This is a genomic window from Nocardia sp. NPDC003183 (assembly GCF_053590715.1).
The window spans coordinates 20,633-43,266 of sequence record NZ_JBSFTG010000018.1 but is presented as its reverse complement, the minus strand read 5'-3'; the positions used below and the strand labels follow the sequence as shown (position 1 = coordinate 43,266).

Below are 22,634 nucleotides of genomic sequence, written 5' to 3'. Positions count from 1 at the left end.
CATGTCTCTACTCACCCGACCTGTGACAGATATTCGCTGTAGAACAGGCCGAGGCCCACTGCGGCGGAGATGCCCGCCAAAATCCAGAACCGGATGATCACCGTGGTTTCGGCCCACTTACTCAACTCGAAGTGATGGTGGAACGGCGCCATCTTGAACAGCCGATTGCGCGTGGTGCGGTACACCGCCACCTGCAGCATGACCGATGCCGCCTCGGCGACGAACAACGCGCCGATCACGGCCATCAGCAGCTCGGTGCGGGTGGTGATCGACAGACCGGCGATCAGGCCGCCGAGGGCCAGCGAACCGGTGTCGCCCATGAAGATTCGCGCGGGCGCGGCGTTCCACCACAGGAATCCGATACACGCGGCGGCCGCGGCGGCGCAGACCAACGCCAGGTCCAGCGGGTCGCGCACGTTGTAGCACCCGGCTTCGGGGCTGGTGGAGCAGGAGTTGCGGTACTGCCAGAAGGTGATGATCACGTACGCGCCGAGCAGCAGGCTCATCGAACCGGCCGCGAGACCGTCGAGGCCGTCAGTCAGGTTGACCGCGTTGGACCAGGCCACGACCAGGAACAGCACCCAGACGACGAAGATGATCGCGCCCATCGACACCGTGTTCCAGTCGCGCACGTACGACAGGTGCTTGCTGGCGGGGCTGAGCCCGTCGGTGCTGCGGAACTGCAGGGCCAGCACCGCGAAGATGACCGCCGCGGCGGTCTGCCCGATGTACTTGCCCGCGGCCGAGAGCCCGAGGTTGCGCTGCTTGCGCAGCTTGATGAAGTCGTCGAGGAAACCGACGACGCCGAGCGCGGTGGTGAGCCCGAGCACGAGCAGACCCGACGCCGTCGGCCCCTCCGCGTCGTAGCCGATGCCGATCAGGTGCGAGCCGAGATAGCCCGCCCACATACCGATCAGGATCGCGACACCGCCCATGGTCGGGGTGCCGCGCTTGGCCTGGTGACTGGCCGGGCCGTCGACCCGGATCTCCTGGCCGAAGCCCTGTCTGGCGAACACCCGAACCAGCAACGGCGTCAGCAGGATCGACACCGCCAGTGCGATCCCCGCCGCGAACAGAATTTGCCTCATCGAGCTGTATTACCTTCCGCTGCCCCGGTCAGGTGCTCGGCGACGGCCCACAGGCCCACCGCCTTCGACGCCTTGACCAGTACCACATCGCCTGCGGCGATCTCGTCGTCGAGCAGCGCGATCGCCGCGTCGATATCGGGAACGAGGATCGATTCCTCGCCCCATGAGCCTTCCATCACCGCTCCCTGGTGCATGCCGTGGGAGGGTCGTCCGGTGCCGACCACGATCAACCGGTCGACGTCGAGGCGCACGGCCAGGCGTCCGATCGCGTCGTGTTCGATCACCGAGGTGTCGCCGAGTTCGCCCATTTCGCCGAGCACGGCCCAGCTGCGCCGGGGCTCGTCGGCCGATTTCGCCAGGGTGACCAGCGCTTTGAGCGCCGCGCGCACCGAGTCGGGGTTGGCGTTGTAGGAGTCGTTGATGACAGTGACGCCCGCAGGGGTGGTCGTCACGTCCATCCGGCGGACCGAGGCCGCGGTGGCGCCGGACAGCGCCTGGGCGACGGTCGCCAGGTCGGCGCCGCATTCGAGAGCGACGGCCGCGGCGGCCAGGGCGTTGCCGACCTGGTGTTCGCCGTGCACAGCGAGTCGCACCGGGATCGATTCGCCGCCCACGTGCAGGGTGAAGTGGGCGCGGGCCTGATCGTCGGTGATCACGTCGGTGGCGCGGATGTCGGCGTCGCCGGACAGGCCGACCTTCACCACGCGTGCCTTGGTGCGCGACGCCATGGCCGAGACATTGGGGTCGTCGGCGTTGAGCACCGCCAGCCCCTCGGCGGGCAGCGCCTCGACGAGCTCGCCCTTGGCTTGCGCGATCGCCTCGCGGCTCCCGAATTCGCCGAGGTGGGCGGTGCCGACATTGAGCACGACACCGATCCGAGGCGGTGCGATGCGGGCCGCGGCGGCGATGTGGCCGACACCGCGAGCCGACAGTTCGAGCGCGAGAAACTTGGTGTCCAGACCGGCGCGCAGGGCCGTCCACGGGTGGCCGAGTTCGCTGTTGAACGAGCCCGGCGGGGCGATGACCGGACCCAGCGGCGCCAGCACGGCGGCCAGCAGATCCTTGGTCGAGGTCTTGCCGGAGGACCCGGTGACGCCGACGACGGTGAGACCGGTGCGCTCGGCCAGCTTCTCGGTACTGACCCGCGCCAGCTCGGCCAGCGCGGCCAGCACGGCCGCGCCGGAGCCGACGCTGTCATCGTGGCTGAGCGCCACCGACGTCCCCGGAACTGCGCCGAGCTCGGGTGCCACGACAATGGCGGGCACGCCGACCGGGCGGGCAGCCAGTACCGCGACCGCCCCGGCGGCGACCGCCTTCGCGGCGTAGTCGTGTCCGTCGGAGTTGGCGCCGGGTAGGGCGAGGAACAGATCGCCGGAACCGATTCGGCGCGAATCGAATTCGACCGAACCGGTCACCAGTGCCTGGGGGTCGGGTACGTCGTGCAGCTCGCCGCCGACAACGTCCGCGATCTCCCGCAGTGTCATCTCGATCATGAAACTGTCAAGTCCTCCGAGTCCGTGTGCGGACTGTGTCGTCTCCGCAGGGCATCCAGCGCCGCCGCGACCACCTCGCGGTCGTCGAAGGGATGCTTGACGCCCTTGATCTCCTGGCCCGCCTCGTGGCCCTTGCCCGCGACGAGCACCACATCGCCCGCACGCGCCCAGGCGATGGCCGCGGCGATGGCCGCCGCGCGGTCACCGATCTCGCGGATCTCGCCGCGTTCGGTGGCCGGGAGTTCGTGCGCACCGGCCACCACGGCGGACCTGATGGCCGCCGGGTCCTCGGTGCGTGGGTTGTCGTCGGTGACGATCACCAGGTCGGCGCGGGCTGCCGCGGCGCCCATGAGCGGGCGTTTGGCCACGTCACGGTCGCCACCGGCGCCGAGCACGACAGCCAGCCGACCCGTACCCGCTTCGACGAGGTGGCCGCGCAGAGTGGTGACCACGGACTCGATGGCGGCGGGCTTGTGCGCGTAGTCGACGACGGCGAGGAAGTCCTGGCCGCGCTCGACGCGCTGCATCCGGCCCGGCACGTCCACACCGGCCAGCGCCGGAGCCGCGATCCCCGGATCGACGCCTGCGGCAGCGCAAGTGGCGACGGCCAGCAGCGCGTTGGCGACGTTGTAGCGCCCGGGCAGGCGCAGGCGCACCGCCAGTTCGCCGTCGGGTCCGGCGGCGGTGAATTCCTGCTCGCCGCCGGTGGTCTTGATGTCGCCGCTGACCTGCCAGGTCGCCGCGCCGGTGGTCGACACGGTGACCGGTTCGACCAGATCACCGGCCAGGCGGGTGCCCCATTCGTCGTCGACGCAGATCACCGCGGTGCGCGCGGCAACCGGCGAATCCACGTCGAACAGCCGACGTTTCGCGGCGAAGTAGTCCTCGAAGTCCTTGTGAAAGTCGAGATGGTCCTGCGAGAGGTTGGTGAACGCGCCGACCGCGAACCGCACGCCGTCGACCCGGCCCAGCGCGAGCGCGTGGCTCGACACCTCCATCACGACCGCGTCGACACCCTGCTCGACCATCGCGGCGAACATCGCGTGCAGCTGCGGCGCCTCGGGCGTGGTGAGCGCACTCGGCACCCGCTGCCCGCCGATCCGCGTTTCGATGGTGCCGATCAGCCCGGTGGACAGTCCGGCCGCGGCCAGACCGGCTTCCACCAGATACGAGGTGGTGGTCTTACCCGAGGTGCCGGTGATGCCGACGATACGCAGCCGATCGCTGGGGTGGCCGTAGATCTCGGCGGAGAGCTCGCCGAGCACCGCGCGGGGCTGCTCGCGCACCAGCACGGGCACCGCGACGTCACCGATCAACTCGGCGCCCGCGGCATCGGTGAACACGGCGACCGCGCCGTTCGCGATCGCGTCGGCGGCGAATCGGGCGCCGTGCGAGTTCGCGCCGGGCAGCGCGGCGAACAGGTCTCCGGCGCGCACCGCGTTGGATCGTTGCTCGATGCCGGTGACCGTCACCTCGGCGGACACCGGGGCAACCGACGTGGCACCGGTGAGGTCCGCCACGGCCTGCAGCGATGTCGACAGCGGAGTGGTTGGCCGGAGCGCGTGCGGGCTGGACTGCGCGGGCACAAGGCTCCTCTCTGAGAGTGATCGAGCGCGTGGGCGAGACGAGCAGTCAGGTTACCGACGCGCGGTGTCGGTCGGACAACGCGGGTTGAGTTAATTGGTGTTCTCGGCCCGCCCGCCTCCGGACTGAGTGGACGGTGCGACGAAGGGGCCGAGAACTACGGCACCAGCCGTTATGACACCGCCTCCAGCACCAGTCGCTTGGCCTCCGGGGAGGGCGGCACCCGGTCGCGCTGCAACGCCCAGGAGGCGATGCTGTGGAACAGCGGTGCGGCCGAGCCGCCCCCGGTGCCGTCGGAGCTGCGCACGGGCGCGTCGAGCATCATGCCGATCACGTAGCGGGGGTTGTCGGCGGGCGCCATCCCGGCGAACGTGCTGTAGAACGACGAAGTCGAATAGCAGCGGCACGCGGGGTCGACCTTCTGCGCGGTGCCGGTCTTGCCCGCCACCTGGTACCCCTCGATCGAGGCGGGTGCGCCGGTGCCCATCTGAACACCCATCGGGTCCTTCTGCACGGTCGCCTGGAACAGCTCACGCAGGGTGTGCGCGGTCTGCGGGCTGACCACGCGCACGCCGTCGGGCTGCAACTCCTCGGTGCGGGTGCCGTCGGGGGCGACCTTGGCCTTGACGATGCGCGGCGGGATCCGCAGGCCGTCGTTGGCGATGGCCTGGTACATGGCCGTCATCTGCAGGGTCGTCATCGAGAGTCCCTGACCGATGGGCAGATTCGCGAAGGAACCGCCGGACCACTGGTCGCGGGCGGGTACCTGGCCGCCGCTCTCGCCGGGCAGGCCGACGCCGGTGCGCTGGCCGAGCCCGAAGCGGGTGACCATGTCGGCGAAGCGGTCCTCGCCCACGCGCTGGGCGAGCATGAGAGTGCCGACGTTGGAGGACTTTCCGAAGATGCCGGTGGTCGTATAGGGCGCGACATCGTGCTGCCACGCGTCGTTCACCGTGACGCCCGACATCCGGATCGAGCCCGGCACCTGCAGTACTTCGTCGGGGGTGGTCACGCCGTATTCGATGGCGGCCGCCGCGGTGATGATCTTGTTCACCGAGCCGGGTTCGAAGGGCTCGGAGACCGAAGGGTTGCCCATCTTGCCCGAGGCCCAATGGTTCGGGCCCAGTGCGGGATTGAAGGTACCGTCGTTGGCCATCGCGAGCACCTGGCCGGTCTTGGCGTCGAGCACCACCGCCGAGGCGGAGGACGCGCCGGAGACCTGTTTGGCCTGCTGCACCTGCTGCTGCACGTAGTACTGCAGGTCCGCGTCCAGGGTCAGCTCGACGCCGTAGCCGTTCACCGCAGGCTGCAGATCCCGGTAGCTGCCGGGGATCACCGCGCCGTCGGAACCCTGGTCGTAGGTGCGCGAACCGTCAGTACCCGAGAGCACCGAATCCAGTGCCGATTCCAGACCCATCTGACCGTGCCGGTCGCCGCCGATCGCGCCGACGACATTGGACGCCAGCGAACCACCCGGGTACTCGCGCAGGTCCTGCCGTTCGGCGCCGACCTCCGGGAACTTGGCGGTGATCTCGGCAGCCACGCGCGGATCGACGTTCTTGGCCAGATAATGGAACTTCTTGTCGCTCTTGAGTTTGTCGAGCAGTTCCTGCTCGGTGGGCGCCCCGAGCTTGTCGTGGATGAACTTCGCGATGTCCTTGAGCCGCTGTTCGGGGTCCGGCGCGCTGGGCTTCAGCTTCTTGGCTTCGACCATTTTCTCGCGCTCGGTCACCGGCTGGAAGGTCAGAGCTTTCACGGTGAGGGTGAAGGCGAGCTGGTTGCCGTGCCGGTCGGTGATGGGGCCGCGCACGGCCGCCTCGGTGGCCTTGATGGTGCGCTGCGAGGCCGCCTGCGCCGACAGCGCGGGAGCGGCGAGACTCTGAATGTAGAGCAGCTGCAACGCGACCACGGCCAACGAGGCCAGCAGGGTGACCCGGCCGACGCCGAGGCGCAGGCGGATCGGCCGGTCCGGCGAGAGCGAGCCTGCGCGGCGGGCCCTCGACGAGACCGGCCCGCGTCGCTGCTGCGACGCGGGCCCGCTCTGCTTCATCGAGGACCATCCTGCGATTCGACGACCTGCGGCTGTTCACTCGGCGGTCCGGCCGAGGGGGCTCGTAATGCGGGGGCCGGAGCCACCGCACCCGGTAACGGCGCACCGGCCGGAATCGGCGGGTCGGCCACGACATCCGGTGCGAGCGCAGGCGTGTCGGCCGAGACAAGCGGTGCACCCTGACCCGCGACGTCGATGCGATCGGGCACCGTCGCCGGGGCGAGCGGGGCCGGGGCAGCGCCGTCCACCGGAGCGGGGACTTCACCGTTCGCCGCCGGTGCCTGACCGTTCGCCGGAGCGGGAACGGCTGCTTCGACCGGGGCTGGAGCGACCGGAGCGACCGCGGGCTGCGGCGCGTTCACGGTGGGGGCCGTCGGCGCGGGCGGAGACGCGAGCACGTTCGTCGGCACACTGCTGGGCGCGGCACCGGCGGGCGCGCTCGGACTCGCGGTGGCCGCACCCGGCTGCACCGGCACGACCCGCTCGCCCTGCGCCTGGGCGTGTCCCGGCGCCGGGGTGTTCGGGGCGGTGGTCGGCGGACCGTTCAGCGGCGGCACCGGTGCACCCTGCGCGGGCGTCGGGTTACCGATCACGGTGACCTCGCCGTCGGCGCCGATCACCAGCCGGGCCGGATCCTTCGCGGGGATCATGCCGAGCTCACGTGCGCGAGCGGCCAATTCGGGAGCGGAGTCGGCGGCGGCGACCTCGCGCTGCAGCGCGGCCCGCTCGTCGTCGAGCTTGCGGTTGACCGCCCTGGCGTCACCGAGCTGATAGCTGTCCTCGGCGGCGCGGGTGGTGAGCAACAGGGTCAGGGCGAGGCCGCAGCCGAGCAGTCCGATGATCGCGGTGACGAACGGGATCCGCCCCGCCATCGTCGAGGCCCGTTCGGGCAGCTCGATGCCGTCGAGCAGCTGTTCCCTGGTGCGCTTGCGGGCGTAGGCCCGCTCTGCCGCACCGGACTTCACTCGTTCGGCCGCCGCTACGCGCCGGGCCGTCTTGCTCGGCACCGCGACTGTGCTCGTCCGCACGCTCATCGTGTCCCCTCCTGTGTCCTCCCTGACCTCTCCGCGATTCGTTCGGCCGCGCGCATCCGCACCGGCGCGGATCGCGGATTGACCTCGATCTCGGACTCGGTCGCTTTTTCCGCTCCACGGGTCAGCATCCGGAATTCCGGTCCCATGCCGGGCAGTTCGACCGGCAGGTCCATCGGCGACCGGGACACGATCCGTGGCGCGAGTTCGTGTTTGACCAGCCGGTCTTCGAGCGACTGGTACGACATGACACAGATCCGTCCGCCCACACGCAGTGAATCCAGTGCCGCGGGCAGGGCCGCCCGCAGCGAGTCGAGCTCACCGTTGACCTCCACCCGCAGCGCCTGGAACGAGCGCTTGGCCGGATGTCCGCCGGTGCGGCGCGCCGCCGCCGGAATGGTCGCGTAGAGCACCTCGACGAGTTCGGCGCTGGTGGCGAACGGCTTGACCGCCCGCCTGCGCAGCACCTCCGAGGCGATCTTGCCCGCGAACCGTTCGTCGCCATAGGTTTTCAGCACCCTGGCCAGGTCGCCGTGGCTGTAGGTGTTGAGCACGTCGGCCGCGGTGATCCCGGTGGTCGGGTCCATGCGCATGTCCAGCGGTGCGTCGACGGAGTACGCGAAGCCGCGTTCGGCCTCGTCGAGCTGCATCGAGGACACACCCAAATCCATGAGGATGGCTGAGACGGAACCGGTTTCGTCGAGCCCCGCTTCGGCCAGGGCCGCGGGGATGCCGTCGTAGCGGGTGTGCACCAGCGTGATCCGGTCGGCGTAGGGCGCCAGGCGCTCGCCTGCCATCCGCAACGCGGTGGTGTCGCGGTCGAGACCGACCAGACGCGCCTGCGGGTAGGTACGCAGGAAATGCTCGGCGTGCCCGCCCAATCCGAGGGTCGCGTCGATGTAGACGGCGCCCGGTTCGCTCAGCGCGGGGCCGAGCAGATCGTCGGCGCGCTCGAGCAGAACCGGCACATGACGGGGGTTCTCGGCGTCATGGTTCACCTCGACCTCCCGGGATACTGCCTCGCGTCGCAGACGGATCGCCGTGCCACACAGTGCTTTTCGAATGAGTGCTTGTCGAACGAGTTGATGCGAATGCTTCGAGGTCTCTGACCGGGGCAAGGCACCTGGCGTCGGGGAAGTACGTCAGGGTCCACGCCCGGGCAGAGGCCTCGCAGCACTCGCGTGCTCCGGGTCAGAAGATTCCGCCCAGCGACTCGTCTCCGGCTTGCGCGTAGTCCTCCTCGTGTTCCTCGAGGTAGGTCTCCCACGCCTGCTTATCCCATATTTCGAGGAAGTCGACCGAACCGATCACCACGCAATCCCGCGAGAGGTTCGCATAGCGCCGATGGTCCGGCGACAGCGTGATCCGGCCCTGTGCATCCGGACGTTGCTCGTCGGTGCCCGCCGCCAGCGCTCGAACGAAAGCCCTTGCCTGCGGGTTACTTCGGGACGCCGACGCGGCTCGCCGCGCGAGCGCGGTGAACTCGTCTTTCGGATACACGGCCAGGCTGTGGTCTTGGCCTTTCGTGACCATCAACCCTCCCGCCAGATCGTCTCGAAATTTCGCAGGCAACGTCAGCCGCCCTTTGTCGTCCAATCGGGGGGTGTAGGTACCGAGGAACATCTCGGCCACCTCCCTACTGGATTCACCTCGCCGTACGGCCTCTCCTGTAGTGCGCGACCCACATTACCCCACTTTCCCCCACTTTCAATCGAAACCCTGAGTGATCCTGCTCCCCGCCAAGACAATTCCGCAGGTCATCCCAGCTATCACTGAGATTCGCGGTTATCCCGTGTTCGGGCAACCCGCGCGGGTCGGCAACCCCTCGTTCCGACAACGTTCAGCAAACATCGCAGGTGCGACATCGGTCGAGCGGCCGGGCGGGGGAAGTGTGGGGAGCGGTGGGGAAGGTGGGGGAACCGCCCTGGCCTCGCGTTCTGACAGTCACCGCACCCATGGACGCACGAAAGCGGCGCCACACCCGTGCTGGATGTGGCGCCGCCAACGTTGTCGGCTAGGTCTGAGCTATTCCTGCTCGAACCGTCGCCGGAATCGGTCTTCCATTCGCTCGGAGAAGCCGCCGGACTTGCGCTGGCGACCACCACGGGCCGGGTGCCCCGTGGTCGGGCCGCTGCCCGCCGCGGGAGGCTCGGTCGCGTCCGGTCGGGCGGCGCGACGCGAGTTGCCGATCATCAACAGGACACCAGCGCCGAACATGGCGATGAATCCGACGAGACTGATGATCGGGAAACCGCCCGGCTTGAACGGGGCGGCGATGCCGGCGACGAGCAGAAAGAGGCCGACGGCGAACAACGCCGCAGCTTGGAGTCTGCGTCGACTCGACGTGGAGCGAAGACGTCCGCCGCGGACGGACGAGGCGAACTTCGGATCCTCAGCATAGAGAGCGCTCTCGATCTGTTCGAGCATGCGCTGCTCGTGCTCGGAGAGTGGCACGGTACCTCCCCCGGCACTAGGCGTGGCTGGTCGCCTCCGGGTAGGCGACGGGTAGCCGACCTTGGCGGCTATCTGCTCCCCATGATACGAGTTCGATCGGTGGCGTACCACCTACTCGGTCATAACTAAGCGGTCATGTCGCGGCCACGACTCGGCTGCGGGAGGCTCTTAGCCGCGGCTACCAGCGCATCGTCGACGTCGTAGAGGAATGCGCCCACCCGTGAGCAGAACTCGTCAGCTTGTGTGTCGGTGATCGCTCGGTCCAATCCGGCCTCCAGCGCGGCCCGTAATTGCGAGTGCGCCTCGAAGTAGTCGGCCCACATCACGAACTCCGGGCTGGCGCGTCTCAGTAACACCCAGGCGCTACGCGAGCGTGCCCGCGGCGCGCGATCGGCGCCGGTGAGCGCGATCATCGAGCCCGCGCCGCGCAGCGCGGCCAGGTACGCGGTGCGGAACCGTTCCCCCGGTTCGTGCTCCCAGGCGGAATCGGTGAGCAGCGCGTCGGCCTGGCGTAGTAGTCCGCCGGCTCGCCCGTCGTGGCCCGCGTGCGCTCGACCATCGTTGTGACCAGCCATCTGCTGCCCCTTTCGCCCCTCGCACTGATCGAACTAACATTCGAACGTTTGAATTGAGATTGAATATAGGGACACCCACCGACAACTTTCCGCGTCCGCGCGCCATCGACGAGAGCCATGACAGCCGTCAAGCCGAATCACACCCCCGCACCCGTCATCGTCGACCTCAGCGTCGCCGCCCTGCGCGCACGCCTGCACGACGCCCTGTCGGTCTATGTCGCCGCCATGGAATACCCCCGTGGCACCGAGCATCACCGCGCCCCGATGTGGACCGAACACACCACCAGGGCCGGCTGGCGGGCGGTGGCCGCGGTGCTGCCCGACGACGCGGGCGGCGTCGACCTGCGCACCGCGCCGATCCTGGCGATCGCCTACGGGTACAGCGGTGCGCCGCGTCAGTGGTGGCACCAGCAGGTACAGACCGGTATGCGGCGCTGCGGATGGCCCGACACCGCCGCCCGTGACCTGCTCGCCGACTATTTCGAACTCACCGAACTGCACGTCCACCCGGCGGCGCAGGGCCGTGGGATCGGCGCGCGCCTGCTCGAGCGGTTGCTGGCCGACCGCGCCGAGGCCGCGGTGCTGCTGTCGACGCCGGAGGTCCCGGAGGAGGCGAACCGGGCCTGGAAGTTGTACCGGCGGGCCGGATTCACCGATGTGATCCGCAATTTCGTGTTCGCGGGCGATACCCGGCCGTTCGCCATCCTCGGCCGCAGGCTGCCGATGCCGCCCACGCACCCATGACGACGGTGGTGGTCGGATCCGGTCACAACGCGCTGGTCGCGGCTTGTTATCTGGCCCGGGCCGGGCACCGGGTGCAGGTGCTCGAGCGCGACGAGGTGCCCGGTGGCGCGGTATCGACGGTGGCGCGATTCCCCGGCCATCTCGTTGATCGTGGATCTTCGGCGCACATCATGATCCGGCACACCGGGATCATCGAGGAGCTCGAGCTCGAACGGTTCGGGTTGCGTTATCTCGACTGTGATCCCTGGGGCTTCACACCGTCCGACGGTGCGCGCCCGCCGATCGTGTTCCACCGTGATCTCGACGAGACGTGCGCCTCGATCGCGGCCGCCTGCGGTGTCAAGGACGCTGACGCATATCGCCGCTTCGTCGAGGTGTGGGGTGAGCGCAGCGCACGGGTGATGCGGTCGTTCGGCGGGCCGCCGACGCCGGGCAGGCTCGTTCGCTCGTTCTGGGGGCTGGACGCGCGGGCCGGCGGATCGGCGTTGTCGCGGGAGTTCTTGCAGTCCGGTGACGCGCTACTGGACTTCTGGTTCGACGACGAACGACTCAAGGCGTCGCTCGCGTGGTTCGGCGCGCAGTCGGGTCCGCCGATGTCGGAGCCGGGAACGGCGCCGATGGCCGGGTTCGCCGCGCTCATGCACACCGTGCCGCCCGGGCGTGCGGTGGGTGGGAGTGGGGCGCTCAGCGCGGCGTTGATCGCGCGCCTGCGGGCCGACGGTGGCGAGCTGCACACCGGCGACGCCGTCACCTCGCTGCGCCGATCCGGCAGCGGGTGGCAGGTGGCGACCGAATCGGGCCGGACACTGCACGCCGACACGGTGATCGCGGGTTCCCATATCCTGTCGACACTCGACCTGTTGCGCGCGGGCGATTTCGACGCCCAGGTCCTCGACGACTGGCAGCGCCGCATCCGGGTCGGCCCCGGCATCGGCATGGTGGTGCGCCTGGCCACCGACCGGCTACCCGAATACCCCGGCGCCTCCCCCGCCGAATCCGCCCGTGGTCTGCAGTTTCTCGTCTCCGACCGTCGGCAGCTGCGACTGGCTCACGGCGCCGCCACGGCCGGTTCGCTGCCGCCACGCCCAGTGGTGCTGGCGATGAGTTTCAGCGCGCTCGACCCGTCCATCGCGCCCGCGGGCGAACATCAGCTGTCGCTGTGGGCGCAGTGGCATCCCTACGAGCTCGCCGACGGCGGCGACTGGGCAGCACACGCCGAGCACGAAGCGGACCGGATCATCGCCGAGGTCGACCGGTACGCCCCGGGTTTCACCTCGTCGGTGCTCCGGCGATTCGTGCAGACGCCGGTCGATCTCGAGCGGGAGATGGGTCTGCGCGGCGGCAACGTCATGCACGTGGAGATGTCACTCGATCAGATGATGCTGTGGCGGCCGCTGCCCGAGCTGTCGGGCCAGCGCGTCCCCGGCGCTCCCGGCCTGTATCTGACCGGCGCATCCACCCATCCCGGCGGCGGAGTCTCCGGAGCCAGCGGGCGCAGCGCGGCCCGGCTGGTCCTCGGCGACGGGCGCAAGCGCCGGTTCACGCCGCTGCGCAAGCGATGAAGGCCTGCCCGCCACACCGCCGGAGTCAGCGGCACGGCAGCACCGGCCCGACAGTTCGGCGGCATCGATGACCGGCACGATTCTCGACACAGGTCGTCGTACTCGCGCCGCGATCCGCGCCTGGTTACGCGCCGACCCACGCCGCGCGATGCCGGCCGTGACCGCGCTGGCGCTGGTGCTCGCGCAGATCACGTACCCGTTGAGCGCGGGGGTGGCGCGCGACCGGATCACCGTCGCGGTCGTGGTGCTGTCCGCCTCGACCGCCCTGCTGCACGCGGCGACCACTCGTGGATTGCGGTGGGCCGCCGGGTTCTTCGTCGTCGTGTCCGGGCTGGGGCTCACCGCCGAAATCGTCGGCACCGCGACCGGATTCCCGTTCGGCAGCTACGCCTATGCCGTCGATCGGCTCGGGCCCGCGTTCGCCGATGTCCCGTTGGCGGTGCCGTTGGCGTGGACCGGCGGGCTGTACCCGATCTGGATCGTCGCGGGCATGCTCGTGTCTCGCGAGCGCCCCTCGAGCGCCTCGATCACGCGGCGCCCGGGTCGGTCCGGATCCGTGCGTGCGCGGGCACACAGCGCGTCGGACGCTCGACTGCTCAGCGGGTCGAATGCCGGGCGCGTGGGACTGTTCGTCCTCGGCGCGGTCGGCTGGGATCTGTTCCTCGATCCGCAGATGGTGGCCGACGGCCAATGGACCTGGGCGGTCACCGACGCGGGCCTGCCCGGCATCCCCGAGATCCCGTACACCAACTACCTGGGCTGGGCGCTCGTCGCCGTGGTCATGGCGGTGATTCTCACCCTGCTCGATCATTTCCTGCCGCCGCCGCGCGACCCGTCGGTGGCGGTCCCGGTCGCGGTGTTCGGGTGGACCTGGCTCGGCTCGACTCTCGCGCACGCGGTGTTCCTCGGCCTTCCCGCCTCGGCGATCTGGGGATTCCTCGGTCTCGGTGTGCTCGGAATCCCGTTGTTTCTGCGTGCGCGGGCCGCGCGACGCGTGTTCTGAGCGGGCAGGCCCCGCCGCGACACACCCCGATTCGGGGCGAAAATGCCTGATCGGCACGGGTGGGTGGTGAGCGCTGGGCCCGTCGTGTGGGCTCTCGGGCCTGAGCCTGGCACGATGTCAACCGTGCAGCCGAGTCCCGTCGCCGACATGCCCGCTCCTTCGCCGCGTCGTTCCGTGCCCGCGCGGCGCGTCGCGGCCGTTGCCGTCCTGCTGGCATTGCTCGTGCCCGCGCTCGCCGGGTGCCTGCGTGTGCAGGTGTCGATGGGGGTGTCGTCGAACGATCGCGTGTCGGGGCGGATCGTCGCCGCGGTGGTGCCGACGGGGCCTGAAGACAAGGGGCCGCAGCTGAAGGCGCCGGAGCAGCTGGCGGCGAAGGTGCGGGTGGAGAACTACAACCAGGACGGGTACATGGGTACCCAGGTGTTCTTCGACGATCTGTCCTTCGGCGAGGTCGGCCAGCTCGGTGGCCTGTCGGATCAGACCCAGGGCATGTTCACGCTCGAATTCCAGCGCAGCGGCGATCTGGTGAGTCTCACCGGGCGGGTCGACCTGGAATCGGTGCCGCCGCACGGCTCGGACGTGCAGTTCTCCGTGGCGTTCCCGGCCCGCGTCGCCAAGACCAACGGCACCCGGGAGACCACCGACAGTGAGAACACGGTGTCGTGGAAGCTGCCCGCGGGCGAGGTGTCGACCCTGCGTGCCGAGGTGAAGTACGCCGACCCCAACACCCGCTCGTTCGCGGGCTGGGCGGGCATCGTCGGCGGCATCACCCTCGCGGTGGCCGCGCTGATCGCGGGCCTGGCGTTCCGCGACCGCAACCCCGGCCCGCCGAACGCACCGCGTGGCGGTTTCTCCCCCTCGGAGATGTGGCGCGAAATCTCCAGTCGCAGACTGGGCCGCTGACATGAGCGCGGCTGCCCGCTACCTGACCTGGGCGGGCACCGGTCTGGCCGCGCTCGGCGCGGCCACCGCCGCCTACAACCTGGTCACCTTGCGCACCCTGCCGCGCGGGGTCGCGGGCGTGATCGAACCGGTCACGGTGTGCGTCCCCGCCCGCGACGAGTCGCAGCGCCTGCCCGCGCTGATCGCCGACCTTCGCGCACAGGTCGGCGTCCCCCGCCTGAGCGTGCTGATTCTCGACGACGCGTCCACCGACGGCACCTACGAAGCCGCACTCGACGCGATCGCCGACGACGAGCGCTTCACCGTCCTGCGCTCGGCCGCCCACCCCGCCCCCGGCTGGACCGGCAAGGCCGCCGCGTGCGCGCGCCTGGCCGCCCGCACCGACGCGGCCGCCCTGGTCTTCATCGACGCGGACGTCCGCCTGGCCCCCCATGCGATCGCCGCGGCGGTGACCGAATTGCGCAGGCGCGGAGCAGGTCTGGTCTCGGCCTGGCCGAGACAGGACACCGGTTCGACCGCCGAGCGCCTCATCCAGCCCCTGCTGGCCTGGTCGTGGGCCTCGACCCTGCCCGTCGGGCCCGCCAATCACAGCCTGCGCCCGTCCACCGCCGTAGCGTGCGGCCAGTTCCTCGCCGTCGACGCCGCGGCCTACCGCGCCGGCGGCGGCCACGCGGCCGTAGCAGCCAGCGCCACCGAGGACCTGGACCTGGCCCGCGCCATCCGCCGAGCAGGCCATCGCACCGCCCTGGTGACCGCGGGCCCCGCCGCGAGCACCCGAATGTACACCGGCACCACAGAACTCACCGACGGCTACACCCGCTGGCTGTGGTCGGCCTACGGCGGCCGCCGTGACACCGGCGCAGCCATCGGAATCCTCGCCGCCCTCGCCTATTGGATCCCCCCACTGGCCGCGATCTTCGGCCGCACCCGAACCCGCCGAGCAGGCCTACTCGGCTACCTGGCCGCCGTCACAAGCCGTCTGACCGCCCGCACCATCGAAACCCGCCGCCCCCCAACAGCCACCGACCTCACCTCAGCCCTGGCCCACCCCCTCTCGGTAGCCCACTACCTCGTTCTCTGGACCCGCTCCCACCACCGCCACCGCACCGGCCGCCTCCGCTGGAAACAGCGACCTTTGGTGACGCCCGGCGACGCCGTTACCCGCCTGGCATGACCACCGCCTCCGTCGCCACTCCGGCGGTCGACGACTGTTCGATGTCCAGATCCAGATCTGCCCAGGCGATTTCGACCTTGACCAGGTCGATTGCGGTGACAAGGTCCTGACCCCGTAGCCCGATTCGCTCGGTGACGTACCTGCCGTCCGAAGTGAGACGCAGTTGCTCGATGGAGGACACCGGTCCGTCGTCGTCGACCGTGCGGACGATCCAGTACTGGGCGATGCCGAGCCTGACGCCGACCCGCGAGTTTCAGGCGACCTCGGTAATGCCGATGGTGGGAAAGAAGAAGCAAGACCTGCCCGCATTGTCGGTGGTGCCGAAGACGGCGGCCAGGACGGTACCGCGGCCGGTGTCTACGGGGACAGCGCGAACGCCGCCGACAGGGATGGCGGCGAAGAGGAAGTCACGGATGGCGGTTTCGGCGAGGGGACGCAGTTCGGCGGGAACCTCGGGCGGGACCATGGCGCGAACGATGTCGGCGATCGAGCCCATCGAAGCCATGCCGCCGCGACCGGTGCTGATATTGAGCCAGGCCACCTGCATACCGGAGGTTTTCGTCGCAGCGGTGTCGGGGGCGAGGCCGTAGGGCAGGAAGGTGAACAGGGTCTGGCCGGACTTCACGGCCGACAGGTCGATGCCCGGGATCGGGAGGGTGTTCGCCGGCCACGGCCCAGGGACCGCGCCCGCGACGGCAGGCACGAGACCCGCGCCGTCACCGGTGCAGTTCGCGGCGACCGTGGGGTACAGGAACGGCTGGATACCCAGGGATTTCAGCGTCTCGACGACGGTTTGGTAGGCGCCGAGCAGATCACCCGGGCCCGCCGATGGCCGAACAGCCGGCGCATCCCGGGTGACAGCGGGCGTCACCGGTGCGGCCGGTTCGGCGGCGGCCAGCGGCGCGGCCAGCAGTAGCGCGGCGGCGCAGGCCGTCAGCGAGGTCAGTGTGGCGGAACGACGTGCAACGATCACGGCGAAACTCCTCATCGACGCAGAGAAGGCCGACGCTACCGCGTGCGGTGGGTGAATCCGGACAGGTGAAGTCACCGGCCGTTCGGCGCGTCGCAATCTCGCAGCGAACCCGCCGCCGCGGCCCGGTGTCCGCCCCCTTCTCGGCACCGGACCCAACGACGCGTCCGCAGGATCCCTATGCCCGGACGCGTTCGCCCAGACCCCTGCGCCCGCGCCCGCGCGCGAATCACCTACCGCGCCGAACCGGGGCAATTATGCCGGTGCCCACGATCGGTTCCAACCTCTGCGCTCACGTTGATTTCTATCGTTGCGCGCACTAGTGCATATGCCACATGCTGATTCAGCTCGGGCCACGACGGCCGGGCACAACCATCCAGAGCGACCGAGAGACCTGGCTCTACGACGTCGCAGCAACCCGCCCGTTTCGGGGTGTGGGTGCTTCTGCCGGGTTCGATGGAGGAGATTTTCGTGCTGTCCACCTGTCCGGCCTGAGCGCCGCCAGATCGCGAACCCGTTGCTGGCCGGGTGGAGGTCACTGTGCCTCGTTCCACTGTTTTCCGAAGGATTCCCATGACCGCGTCTGCCGTATCCGGCGCCGAGACCGCGCCCGCACCGCCCGGCGACGCTCTCCCCGCCGACAAGGCGCCCATCGACGACCTGCCCCGGATCGCCGGGTCGTGGCACCCGTGGCGCTGGGCCGTCGCGGCGATCGCTCTACTGCTGGTGGCCCAGTTCGCGCACGGCCTGATCACCAATCCGGGTTGGGACTGGGGCACTTTCGCCCAGTACTTCACCGCGAAGTCGGTGCTGGCCGCACTCCGGGTGACCATCGAGCTCACCCTGTGGGGCACCGCCCTCGGTTTCGCGATCGGCACGCTGCTGGCGATCGGGCGGGTGTCGAACAATCCCGTGCTGCGGGTGATCGCCTGGACCTACATCTGGGCTTTCCGTTCGATCCCGCTGATCGTGCAGCTGCTGTTCTGGTTCAACATCGCCTACCTGTATCCCCGCCTGTCCGTGGGCATTCCGTTCGGCCCCGGCTTCTACGAGTTCGATGTCAATGGTGTGATCAGCGGTTTCACCGCGGCGGTGATCGGGCTGGCCCTGCATCAGGCGGCGTATTCGGCCGAACTGATCCGCGCGGGTCTGCTCGCCGTCGACGACGGTCAGCTCGAAGCGGCGGCGGCGCTGGGGATTCCACGCTGGCGCCAGTTCCGCACGATCGTGTTGCCGCAGGCGATGCGCTCGATTCTGCCGAACGCGGCCAATGAGGTGATCAGCCTGTTCAAGGGCACCTCGATCGTGTCGGTGATGGCGATCGCCGAGCTGTTCTACCAGGTACAGGTGATCTTCGGCCGCAACGGCCGGGTGGTGCCGCTGCTGATGGTGGCGACCGTCTGGTACATCGTGCTCACCACGGCGCTGTCGATCCTGCAGTACTACATCGAACGGCACTACGCCAAGGGCGCGCAGCGTGAGCTGCCGCCGACACCGTGGCAGCGGGTCCGCGCCAAGGTCACCGAGATCGCCGCCGGTGCGGCCGCACCCCGAGGAGCAACCCGATGACCGCAGCGGTGCTGGCGCGCGGAATCCGCAAGTCCTACAGCGGCACCGAGGTACTGCGTGGCGTGGATCTGGCCGTACGCGCCGGTGAGGTGGTCGCGCTGATCGGGCCGTCCGGCTCCGGCAAGTCCACACTGCTGCGGGTGCTCAACCATCTGGAAGCACAGGACGCGGGCACCGTACACATCGACGGTGAGCTGATCGGCTACCGCCAACGCGGCAATACCCTGCGTTCGCTGCCCGACCACGCGGTGCGCGCCCAGCGCAGCCGCATCGGCTTCGTGTTCCAGCAGTTCAATCTGTTCCCGCATCTCACGGTGCTCGACAACGTGGTGCTCGCCCCGGTCTCGGCGCAGCACCGTCCGCGCGGCGAGGTGATCGCCGAGGCGACACAGCTTTTGGAACGGGTGGGCCTGGCCGATTTCGTCGACGCCTACCCCCGGCGTCTGTCCGGTGGTCAGCAGCAGCGCGTGGCCATCGCACGGGCCCTGGCCTTGAAACCACGGCTGATCCTGTTCGACGAACCCACCTCCGCACTCGACCCGGAGCTGGTCGGCGAGGTCCTCGCGGTGATCCGCGATCTCGCACACAGCGGCACCGCGCTGGTGATCGTCACCCACGAGATCGGTTTCGCCCGCGAGGTCGCCGACACGGTCGTGTTCCTCGACGAGGGCGTGATCGTCGAGCAGGGCGAGGCCGCCAGCGTTCTCGATCACCCCGAACACCCGCGCACGCAGGCGTTCCTGTCCCGCGTCCGCTGAACATCCCTTCCCACGAACAGGTTTCGACACTGATGAAGCTCTCCACTCTGATCGGCATCGTCGCGGCGGCTACGCTGTTGACGGCAGGCTGCACCGCCGAGCCCGAGGCCGCCGACACCGTGCAGGCCGGTGCGATCACCTACGACCTGTCCCCCGCCCAGGAGGGCAGGGTGCGCGCCGCCAAGGTCGACGCGATCGCCGCCGAGGTGCCCAAGGCCATCCGCGACCGCGGCACGCTGGTGGTGACCGGTCCCGCCGGTTCCGTGCCGCCGCTGCGGTTCTACGCCACCGACGACCGGACGGTCATCGGCTCCGAGGTCGACTTCGCCACCCTGGTGGCCGACATCCTGGGCCTGAAGCTCGACATCCAGGTGGCCGACTGGTCGCAGAACTTCGTGCGGGTGGATTCCGGTGAGGTGGACGCGTTCATCTCGAACGTGACCGTCACCGAGGAGCGCAAGGAGAAGTACGACTTCGCCACCTACCGCACCGACACCGTCGCCCTCGAGGTCCCCAAGGACAGCACGCTGACCTACACCGACCGCAAGAGCCTGGCGGGCAAGCGGATCGGGATCGGCGCGGGCACCAATCAGGAACAGCTGCTGGTGAGCTGGAACGAGAAGAACGTCGCCGAGGGCCTGCCCCCGGTAGACATCGCCTACTACCAGCAGAGCACCGACTACTACCTCGCGCTGGCCTCCAAGCGCATCGACGGCTACATCGGCCCGAACCCCGCGGCCGTCTATCACTCCGCCACCAGCGACGGCAAGATCATCGCCACCTTCTCCGGCGCGGGTGAGCAGCTGCAGGGCGAGATCGCGGCGCTCACCAAGAAGGACAACGGCCTGATCGGCCCGATTCACAAGGCGCTGCAGCACGCGATCGCCGACGGCAGCTACCAGAAGATCCTCGATCGCTGGGGCCTGAATTCGGAGAAGGTCACCGAGTCGCGGATCAACCCGCCCGGTCTGCCGAAGAAGCCCGCCGCATGAAGTTCCTACTGATGACGCTGATCACGCGGGTGCCCGATCCGGTCACCGGCGTGGTCCCGACGACGCGCGATCGCCTGCACGAGGTGGTCGAACAGGCCAGGCGCGCCGAGGAGCTCGGCTACGACGGGTTCGCGGTCGGTGAGCGGCACGAGGATCCGTTCCTGTCGACCGCTCCCCCGGTGGTGTTGAGCCACATCGCGGCCCTCACCTCGCGGATCAGCCTGTTCACCGCGGTCACCACCTTGAGCCTGCTCGATCCGGTGCGCGCGTTCGAGGACTATTCCACCCTCGACAACCTGTCCGAGGGCCGGCTCGAGCTGATCATCGGCAAGGGCAACGGCGCGGCGCAGGCGCAGCTCTATCACGTCACCACCGAGGATCAGTGGGAGCGCAATCGGGAAGGGTACGAGCTGTTCCGGGCGCTGTGGGACAGCGAGGAAGTGACGTGGTCGGGACAGTTCCGACCCTCGCTCGCCGCCGCCAAGGCGTTGCCCCGGCCGCTGCAGCCGCGGGTGCGGATCTGGCACGGGAGTGCGACGAGCCTGGAGTCGGTGGAACTGGCCGCGCGCCACGGTGATCCGGTGTTCTCGGCGAACGTCACCAATCCGATCGAGCCGTACGCCGCGCTGATCCGCCACTATCGCGAGCGGTGGGCGCACTACGGTCACGACCCAGCCGATGCGCTGGTCGGCGCGGGCACCGCGGGCTTCCATGTGGCGCGAACCTCGCAGGAGGCCGTCGCGGTGTTCCGCCCGCTGTTCGAGGCGCGGACCTCGCTGCAGCGCAAGGTCGGCAATCCGGTCGTGTTCGAGACCGTCGAAGACTTCGTCACCCGCTCGTCGGCGCTGGTCGGCAGCCCGGAGCAGGTGATCGACAAGGTCGGCCGCTATCACGAACAGTTCGGGCACGAGGTGATCCACCTGTCCGCCGAACGTGACGGCCGCACCGAATCCGAGTACCTGGGCAGTCTCGAACTGTTCCAGGCCGAGGTGGCGCCCGAGCTGCGCCGCCGCATTCCGAGTCGTCCCCTGGCCGCTGGCCGCCAATTCTCTGGAGTTGTCTCGTGATCCGTCCTCGTCATCGCATCGCCGCCGCCGTCGGCGCACTGGCCGCCGTCACCACGGTGGTCGCCTGTGGCAGCGACACCGCAGGCTCCGGTGCTCAAGCCGGTCCGCCGCAGCCGGGCGGCACGTTGCGCTACGGGCTGTCCGGCGCTCCGACCTGCTCGGATCCGGCGCAGTCGGGCACCAACCAGACCATCTATGTGGCCCGCCAGATCGTCGACTCGCTGACCGATCAGGACCCGAAGACCGGCGCGATCACGCCGTGGCTGGCCAAGAGCTGGGAGGTCAGTCCCGACGCCAAGGTGTTCACCTTCAAGTTGGCCGATGGGGTCACTTTCAGCGACGGCACCGCGCTCACCGCCGATTCGGTGCGCGATACCTTCGACGCGATCGTGAAGCTCGGTGCCGCGAAGGCGCAGTTGGGAGCGAGCTACCTCACCAGCTATGTCGGCACGACGGCGGTCGACAAGCTCACCGCCCGCGTGGAGTTCAGCCAGCCGAACGCCCAGTTCCTGCAGGCGTCCTCGACTCCGCAGCTCGGCATCCTGGCCACCTCCACCAATGCCAAACCGGCCGAGGCCAGGTGCGCCGGTGACAACATCGGCAGTGGCCCGTTCACCTACGCCGCGTACAAGCAGGACACCTCGGTGACCCTGGCCAAACGCGCCGGCTACAACTGGGGCTCCGCTGTTTTCGGCCACCAGGGCGAGGCGTACCTGGATCGGATCGAGTTCACCGTGGTACCCGAGTCGGGTGTGCGCACCGGCAGCCTGGCCTCCGGTCAGCTGGACGCGGTCAGCGACGCACTGCCCCAGGACGCACCGCAGATCGAGGCCACCGGCGGGCGGATCCTGTCGACATCCAACCCCGGTACTCCGTTCGGCTTGCAGCTCAACGTGACTCGCGGCCCGCTGCGTGATCCGGCGGTCCGGCAGGCACTGCTTCCTGCGATCGACCGCAAGCAGCTCGTCGAGACCGTGCTCGGTCCGCAGTTCAAACCGGCGACCTCGAGCCTGGCATCAGCGACTCCGGCGTACCTGGATCAGTCAGCACGGCTCGCCTACGATCCGGCCAAGGCCAAGTCGATCCTGGATCAGGCGGGCTGGACGCTCGGTGCGGACGGTGTGCGGGCCAAGAACGGCGACCGACTCAGCTTCGCGGTGACGTTCAGCCAGGTATTCGCGGGCAACCAGGCGATTCTGGAGCTGGTGCAGCAGCAACTGCGCCAGATCGGGGTGGAGCTGAAGCTCGATCTCGTCTCCACCCCGGAGGCCATCGCGAGGCAGAACACGAAAGACGTCGACGCCGGTTACGGCAACTCCACCCGCGCCGACGGCGATATCCTGCGCACGTCGTTCGGGCTCGCCGGGCGCAATATCAACGCACGCGGCCCGATCCCCGAGCTCGACACAACTCTCGACCGGCAGCTCGCCACGAACGATCCGGCCGCCAGGGCGGAACTGCTCGCGACAGCGCAGCGGCAGGTGCTCGACAACGGGCTCTACGTCCCGACGATCGAGCTGTCCCAGGCGATCGGAGCGGCCGCGCACACCCAGGATCTGAAATTCGAAGCCTCAGCGCGACTGCAGTTCTTCGACACCTGGGTTAGCGGGCACTGAG

General features: G+C 69.3%; 21 protein-coding genes and 1 riboswitch. Of the genes, 10 read left to right on the top strand and 11 right to left on the bottom strand.

The features are described from left to right. Nucleotides 1-11: 11 nt before the first annotated feature. The 9 genes from mraY to ACWDXS_RS31535 form a co-directional block, all read right to left on the bottom strand. The gene (gene mraY, locus ACWDXS_RS31575) at nt 12-1,088 is read right to left on the bottom strand and encodes a phospho-N-acetylmuramoyl-pentapeptide-transferase (RefSeq protein ID WP_101463569.1); all 1,077 of its coding nucleotides are present in this window, start codon (nt 1,086-1,088) and stop codon (nt 12-14) included. Next, nucleotides 1,085-2,581, bottom strand: a complete 1,497-nt coding sequence (locus ACWDXS_RS31570; RefSeq protein ID WP_378992589.1) for a UDP-N-acetylmuramoyl-tripeptide--D-alanyl-D-alanine ligase — start codon at nt 2,579-2,581, stop codon at nt 1,085-1,087. The genes mraY and ACWDXS_RS31570 overlap by 4 nt, the downstream gene beginning before the upstream one ends. Next, nucleotides 2,578-4,167, bottom strand: coding sequence for a UDP-N-acetylmuramoyl-L-alanyl-D-glutamate--2,6-diaminopimelate ligase (locus ACWDXS_RS31565; RefSeq protein ID WP_449971374.1), 1,590 nt, complete (start codon nt 4,165-4,167; stop codon nt 2,578-2,580). The genes ACWDXS_RS31570 and ACWDXS_RS31565 overlap by 4 nt, the downstream gene beginning before the upstream one ends. A 170-nt stretch (nt 4,168-4,337) precedes the next feature. Beyond that, on the bottom strand, nt 4,338-6,215 hold the full coding sequence (locus ACWDXS_RS31560; RefSeq protein ID WP_378992587.1) for a peptidoglycan D,D-transpeptidase FtsI family protein: 1,878 nt from the start codon (nt 6,213-6,215) through the stop codon (nt 4,338-4,340). Beyond that, nucleotides 6,212-7,249 (bottom strand): hypothetical protein, encoded by a 1,038-nt coding sequence (locus tag ACWDXS_RS31555; RefSeq protein ID WP_449971371.1) that lies wholly within the window; start codon nt 7,247-7,249, stop codon nt 6,212-6,214. Before ACWDXS_RS31555 ends, ACWDXS_RS31560 begins: the two co-directional genes overlap by 4 nt. Beyond that, nucleotides 7,246-8,244, bottom strand: a complete 999-nt coding sequence (gene rsmH / locus ACWDXS_RS31550) for a 16S rRNA (cytosine(1402)-N(4))-methyltransferase RsmH (protein ID WP_378636675.1) — start codon at nt 8,242-8,244, stop codon at nt 7,246-7,248. The genes ACWDXS_RS31555 and rsmH overlap by 4 nt, the downstream gene beginning before the upstream one ends. A 193-nt stretch (nt 8,245-8,437) precedes the next feature. Further along, entirely contained in the window at nt 8,438-8,869 is a 432-nt protein-coding gene (mraZ, locus tag ACWDXS_RS31545) for a division/cell wall cluster transcriptional repressor MraZ (RefSeq protein ID WP_056816815.1), read from the bottom strand. Nucleotides 8,870-9,271: 402 nt separating this feature from the next. Further along, nucleotides 9,272-9,700, bottom strand: coding sequence for a DUF3040 domain-containing protein (locus tag ACWDXS_RS31540; protein WP_378636672.1), 429 nt, complete (start codon nt 9,698-9,700; stop codon nt 9,272-9,274). A gap of 125 nt (nt 9,701-9,825) precedes the next feature. After that, nucleotides 9,826-10,275, bottom strand: a complete 450-nt coding sequence (locus ACWDXS_RS31535) for an SAV_6107 family HEPN domain-containing protein (RefSeq protein ID WP_378636670.1) — start codon at nt 10,273-10,275, stop codon at nt 9,826-9,828. Between the two features lie 117 nt (nt 10,276-10,392). Here ACWDXS_RS31535 and ACWDXS_RS31530 point away from each other — a divergent pair, with 117 nt between their 5' ends. The 5 genes from ACWDXS_RS31530 (at nt 10,393) to ACWDXS_RS31510 (ending at nt 15,661) form a co-directional block, all read left to right on the top strand. Continuing rightward, the gene (locus tag ACWDXS_RS31530; RefSeq protein WP_378992583.1) at nt 10,393-11,019 is read left to right on the top strand and encodes a GNAT family N-acetyltransferase; all 627 of its coding nucleotides are present in this window, start codon (nt 10,393-10,395) and stop codon (nt 11,017-11,019) included. After that, nucleotides 11,016-12,581 (top strand): phytoene desaturase family protein, encoded by a 1,566-nt coding sequence (locus tag ACWDXS_RS31525; RefSeq protein WP_449971365.1) that lies wholly within the window; start codon nt 11,016-11,018, stop codon nt 12,579-12,581. The genes ACWDXS_RS31530 and ACWDXS_RS31525 overlap by 4 nt, the downstream gene beginning before the upstream one ends. Nucleotides 12,582-12,648: 67 nt before the next feature. After that, entirely contained in the window at nt 12,649-13,584 is a 936-nt protein-coding gene (locus ACWDXS_RS31520; protein ID WP_449971362.1) for a carotenoid biosynthesis protein, read from the top strand. 147 nt (nt 13,585-13,731) lie between these two features. After that, nucleotides 13,732-14,487 carry an LppM family (lipo)protein gene (locus tag ACWDXS_RS31515; protein ID WP_378992682.1) on the top strand — a complete coding sequence of 252 codons (756 nt, stop codon included), beginning with the start codon at nt 13,732-13,734 and terminating at the stop codon, nt 14,485-14,487. A gap of 1 nt (nt 14,488) precedes the next feature. Beyond that, nucleotides 14,489-15,661 (top strand): glycosyltransferase family 2 protein, encoded by a 1,173-nt coding sequence (locus ACWDXS_RS31510; protein WP_449971359.1) that lies wholly within the window; start codon nt 14,489-14,491, stop codon nt 15,659-15,661. Here the strand turns inward: ACWDXS_RS31510 and ACWDXS_RS31505 are convergent. Both ACWDXS_RS31505 and ACWDXS_RS31500 read right to left on the bottom strand, forming a co-directional pair. After that, nucleotides 15,645-15,842 (bottom strand): hypothetical protein, encoded by a 198-nt coding sequence (locus tag ACWDXS_RS31505; protein ID WP_449971356.1) that lies wholly within the window; start codon nt 15,840-15,842, stop codon nt 15,645-15,647. The genes ACWDXS_RS31510 and ACWDXS_RS31505 overlap by 17 nt on opposite strands. A gap of 72 nt (nt 15,843-15,914) precedes the next feature. After that, the gene (locus tag ACWDXS_RS31500) at nt 15,915-16,634 is read right to left on the bottom strand and encodes a hypothetical protein (protein WP_387447618.1); all 720 of its coding nucleotides are present in this window, start codon (nt 16,632-16,634) and stop codon (nt 15,915-15,917) included. Between the two features lie 366 nt (nt 16,635-17,000). Next, nucleotides 17,001-17,094: riboswitch (SAM riboswitch) on the top strand. 110 nt (nt 17,095-17,204) lie between these two features. On the opposite strand from ACWDXS_RS31500, the gene ACWDXS_RS31495 reads away from it, so the two are divergent. The 5 genes from ACWDXS_RS31495 to ACWDXS_RS31475 are packed head-to-tail and all read left to right on the top strand — an operon-like array spanning nt 17,205 to nt 22,633. Then, nucleotides 17,205-18,200, top strand: a complete 996-nt coding sequence (locus tag ACWDXS_RS31495; RefSeq protein WP_378992574.1) for an amino acid ABC transporter permease — start codon at nt 17,205-17,207, stop codon at nt 18,198-18,200. After that, nucleotides 18,197-18,958: an amino acid ABC transporter ATP-binding protein gene (locus ACWDXS_RS31490; RefSeq protein ID WP_379312188.1), complete on the top strand. Its 762-nt coding sequence runs from the start codon at nt 18,197-18,199 to the stop codon at nt 18,956-18,958. The genes ACWDXS_RS31495 and ACWDXS_RS31490 overlap by 4 nt, the downstream gene beginning before the upstream one ends. Before the next feature lie 32 nt (nt 18,959-18,990). After that, nucleotides 18,991-19,950, top strand: a complete 960-nt coding sequence (locus ACWDXS_RS31485; RefSeq protein WP_378992572.1) for an ABC transporter substrate-binding protein — start codon at nt 18,991-18,993, stop codon at nt 19,948-19,950. Beyond that, nucleotides 19,947-21,017, top strand: a complete 1,071-nt coding sequence (locus ACWDXS_RS31480) for an LLM class flavin-dependent oxidoreductase (protein ID WP_449971351.1) — start codon at nt 19,947-19,949, stop codon at nt 21,015-21,017. The genes ACWDXS_RS31485 and ACWDXS_RS31480 overlap by 4 nt, the downstream gene beginning before the upstream one ends. Continuing rightward, nucleotides 21,014-22,633: an ABC transporter substrate-binding protein gene (locus ACWDXS_RS31475; RefSeq protein ID WP_449971348.1), complete on the top strand. Its 1,620-nt coding sequence runs from the start codon at nt 21,014-21,016 to the stop codon at nt 22,631-22,633. Before ACWDXS_RS31480 ends, ACWDXS_RS31475 begins: the two co-directional genes overlap by 4 nt. The last annotated feature ends 1 nt before the right edge of the window (nt 22,634 follow it).

Excerpts from the sequence above, each read along its gene's own strand:
- ACWDXS_RS31535 (WP_378636670.1), bottom strand. The coding sequence starts at position 10,275 with ATGGCTGGTCACAACGATGGTCGAGCGCACGCGGGCCACGACGGGCGA.
- mraY (WP_101463569.1), bottom strand. The coding sequence starts at position 1,088 with ATGAGGCAAATTCTGTTCGCGGCGGGGATCGCACTGGCGGTGTCGATC.
- ACWDXS_RS31560 (WP_378992587.1), bottom strand. The coding sequence starts at position 6,215 with ATGAAGCAGAGCGGGCCCGCGTCGCAGCAGCGACGCGGGCCGGTCTCG.
- ACWDXS_RS31485 (WP_378992572.1), top strand. The coding sequence starts at position 18,991 with ATGAAGCTCTCCACTCTGATCGGCATCGTCGCGGCGGCTACGCTGTTG.
- ACWDXS_RS31510 (WP_449971359.1), top strand. The coding sequence starts at position 14,489 with ATGAGCGCGGCTGCCCGCTACCTGACCTGGGCGGGCACCGGTCTGGCC.
- ACWDXS_RS31490 (WP_379312188.1), top strand. The coding sequence starts at position 18,197 with ATGACCGCAGCGGTGCTGGCGCGCGGAATCCGCAAGTCCTACAGCGGC.
- ACWDXS_RS31515 (WP_378992682.1), top strand. The coding sequence starts at position 13,732 with ATGCCCGCTCCTTCGCCGCGTCGTTCCGTGCCCGCGCGGCGCGTCGCG.
- ACWDXS_RS31530 (WP_378992583.1), top strand. The coding sequence starts at position 10,393 with ATGACAGCCGTCAAGCCGAATCACACCCCCGCACCCGTCATCGTCGAC.
- mraZ (WP_056816815.1), bottom strand. The coding sequence starts at position 8,869 with ATGTTCCTCGGTACCTACACCCCCCGATTGGACGACAAAGGGCGGCTG.
- ACWDXS_RS31520 (WP_449971362.1), top strand. The coding sequence starts at position 12,649 with ATGACCGGCACGATTCTCGACACAGGTCGTCGTACTCGCGCCGCGATC.
- ACWDXS_RS31570 (WP_378992589.1), bottom strand. The coding sequence starts at position 2,581 with ATGATCGAGATGACACTGCGGGAGATCGCGGACGTTGTCGGCGGCGAG.
- ACWDXS_RS31555 (WP_449971371.1), bottom strand. The coding sequence starts at position 7,249 with ATGAGCGTGCGGACGAGCACAGTCGCGGTGCCGAGCAAGACGGCCCGG.
- ACWDXS_RS31525 (WP_449971365.1), top strand. The coding sequence starts at position 11,016 with ATGACGACGGTGGTGGTCGGATCCGGTCACAACGCGCTGGTCGCGGCT.
- ACWDXS_RS31480 (WP_449971351.1), top strand. The coding sequence starts at position 19,947 with ATGAAGTTCCTACTGATGACGCTGATCACGCGGGTGCCCGATCCGGTC.
- ACWDXS_RS31495 (WP_378992574.1), top strand. The coding sequence starts at position 17,205 with ATGACCGCGTCTGCCGTATCCGGCGCCGAGACCGCGCCCGCACCGCCC.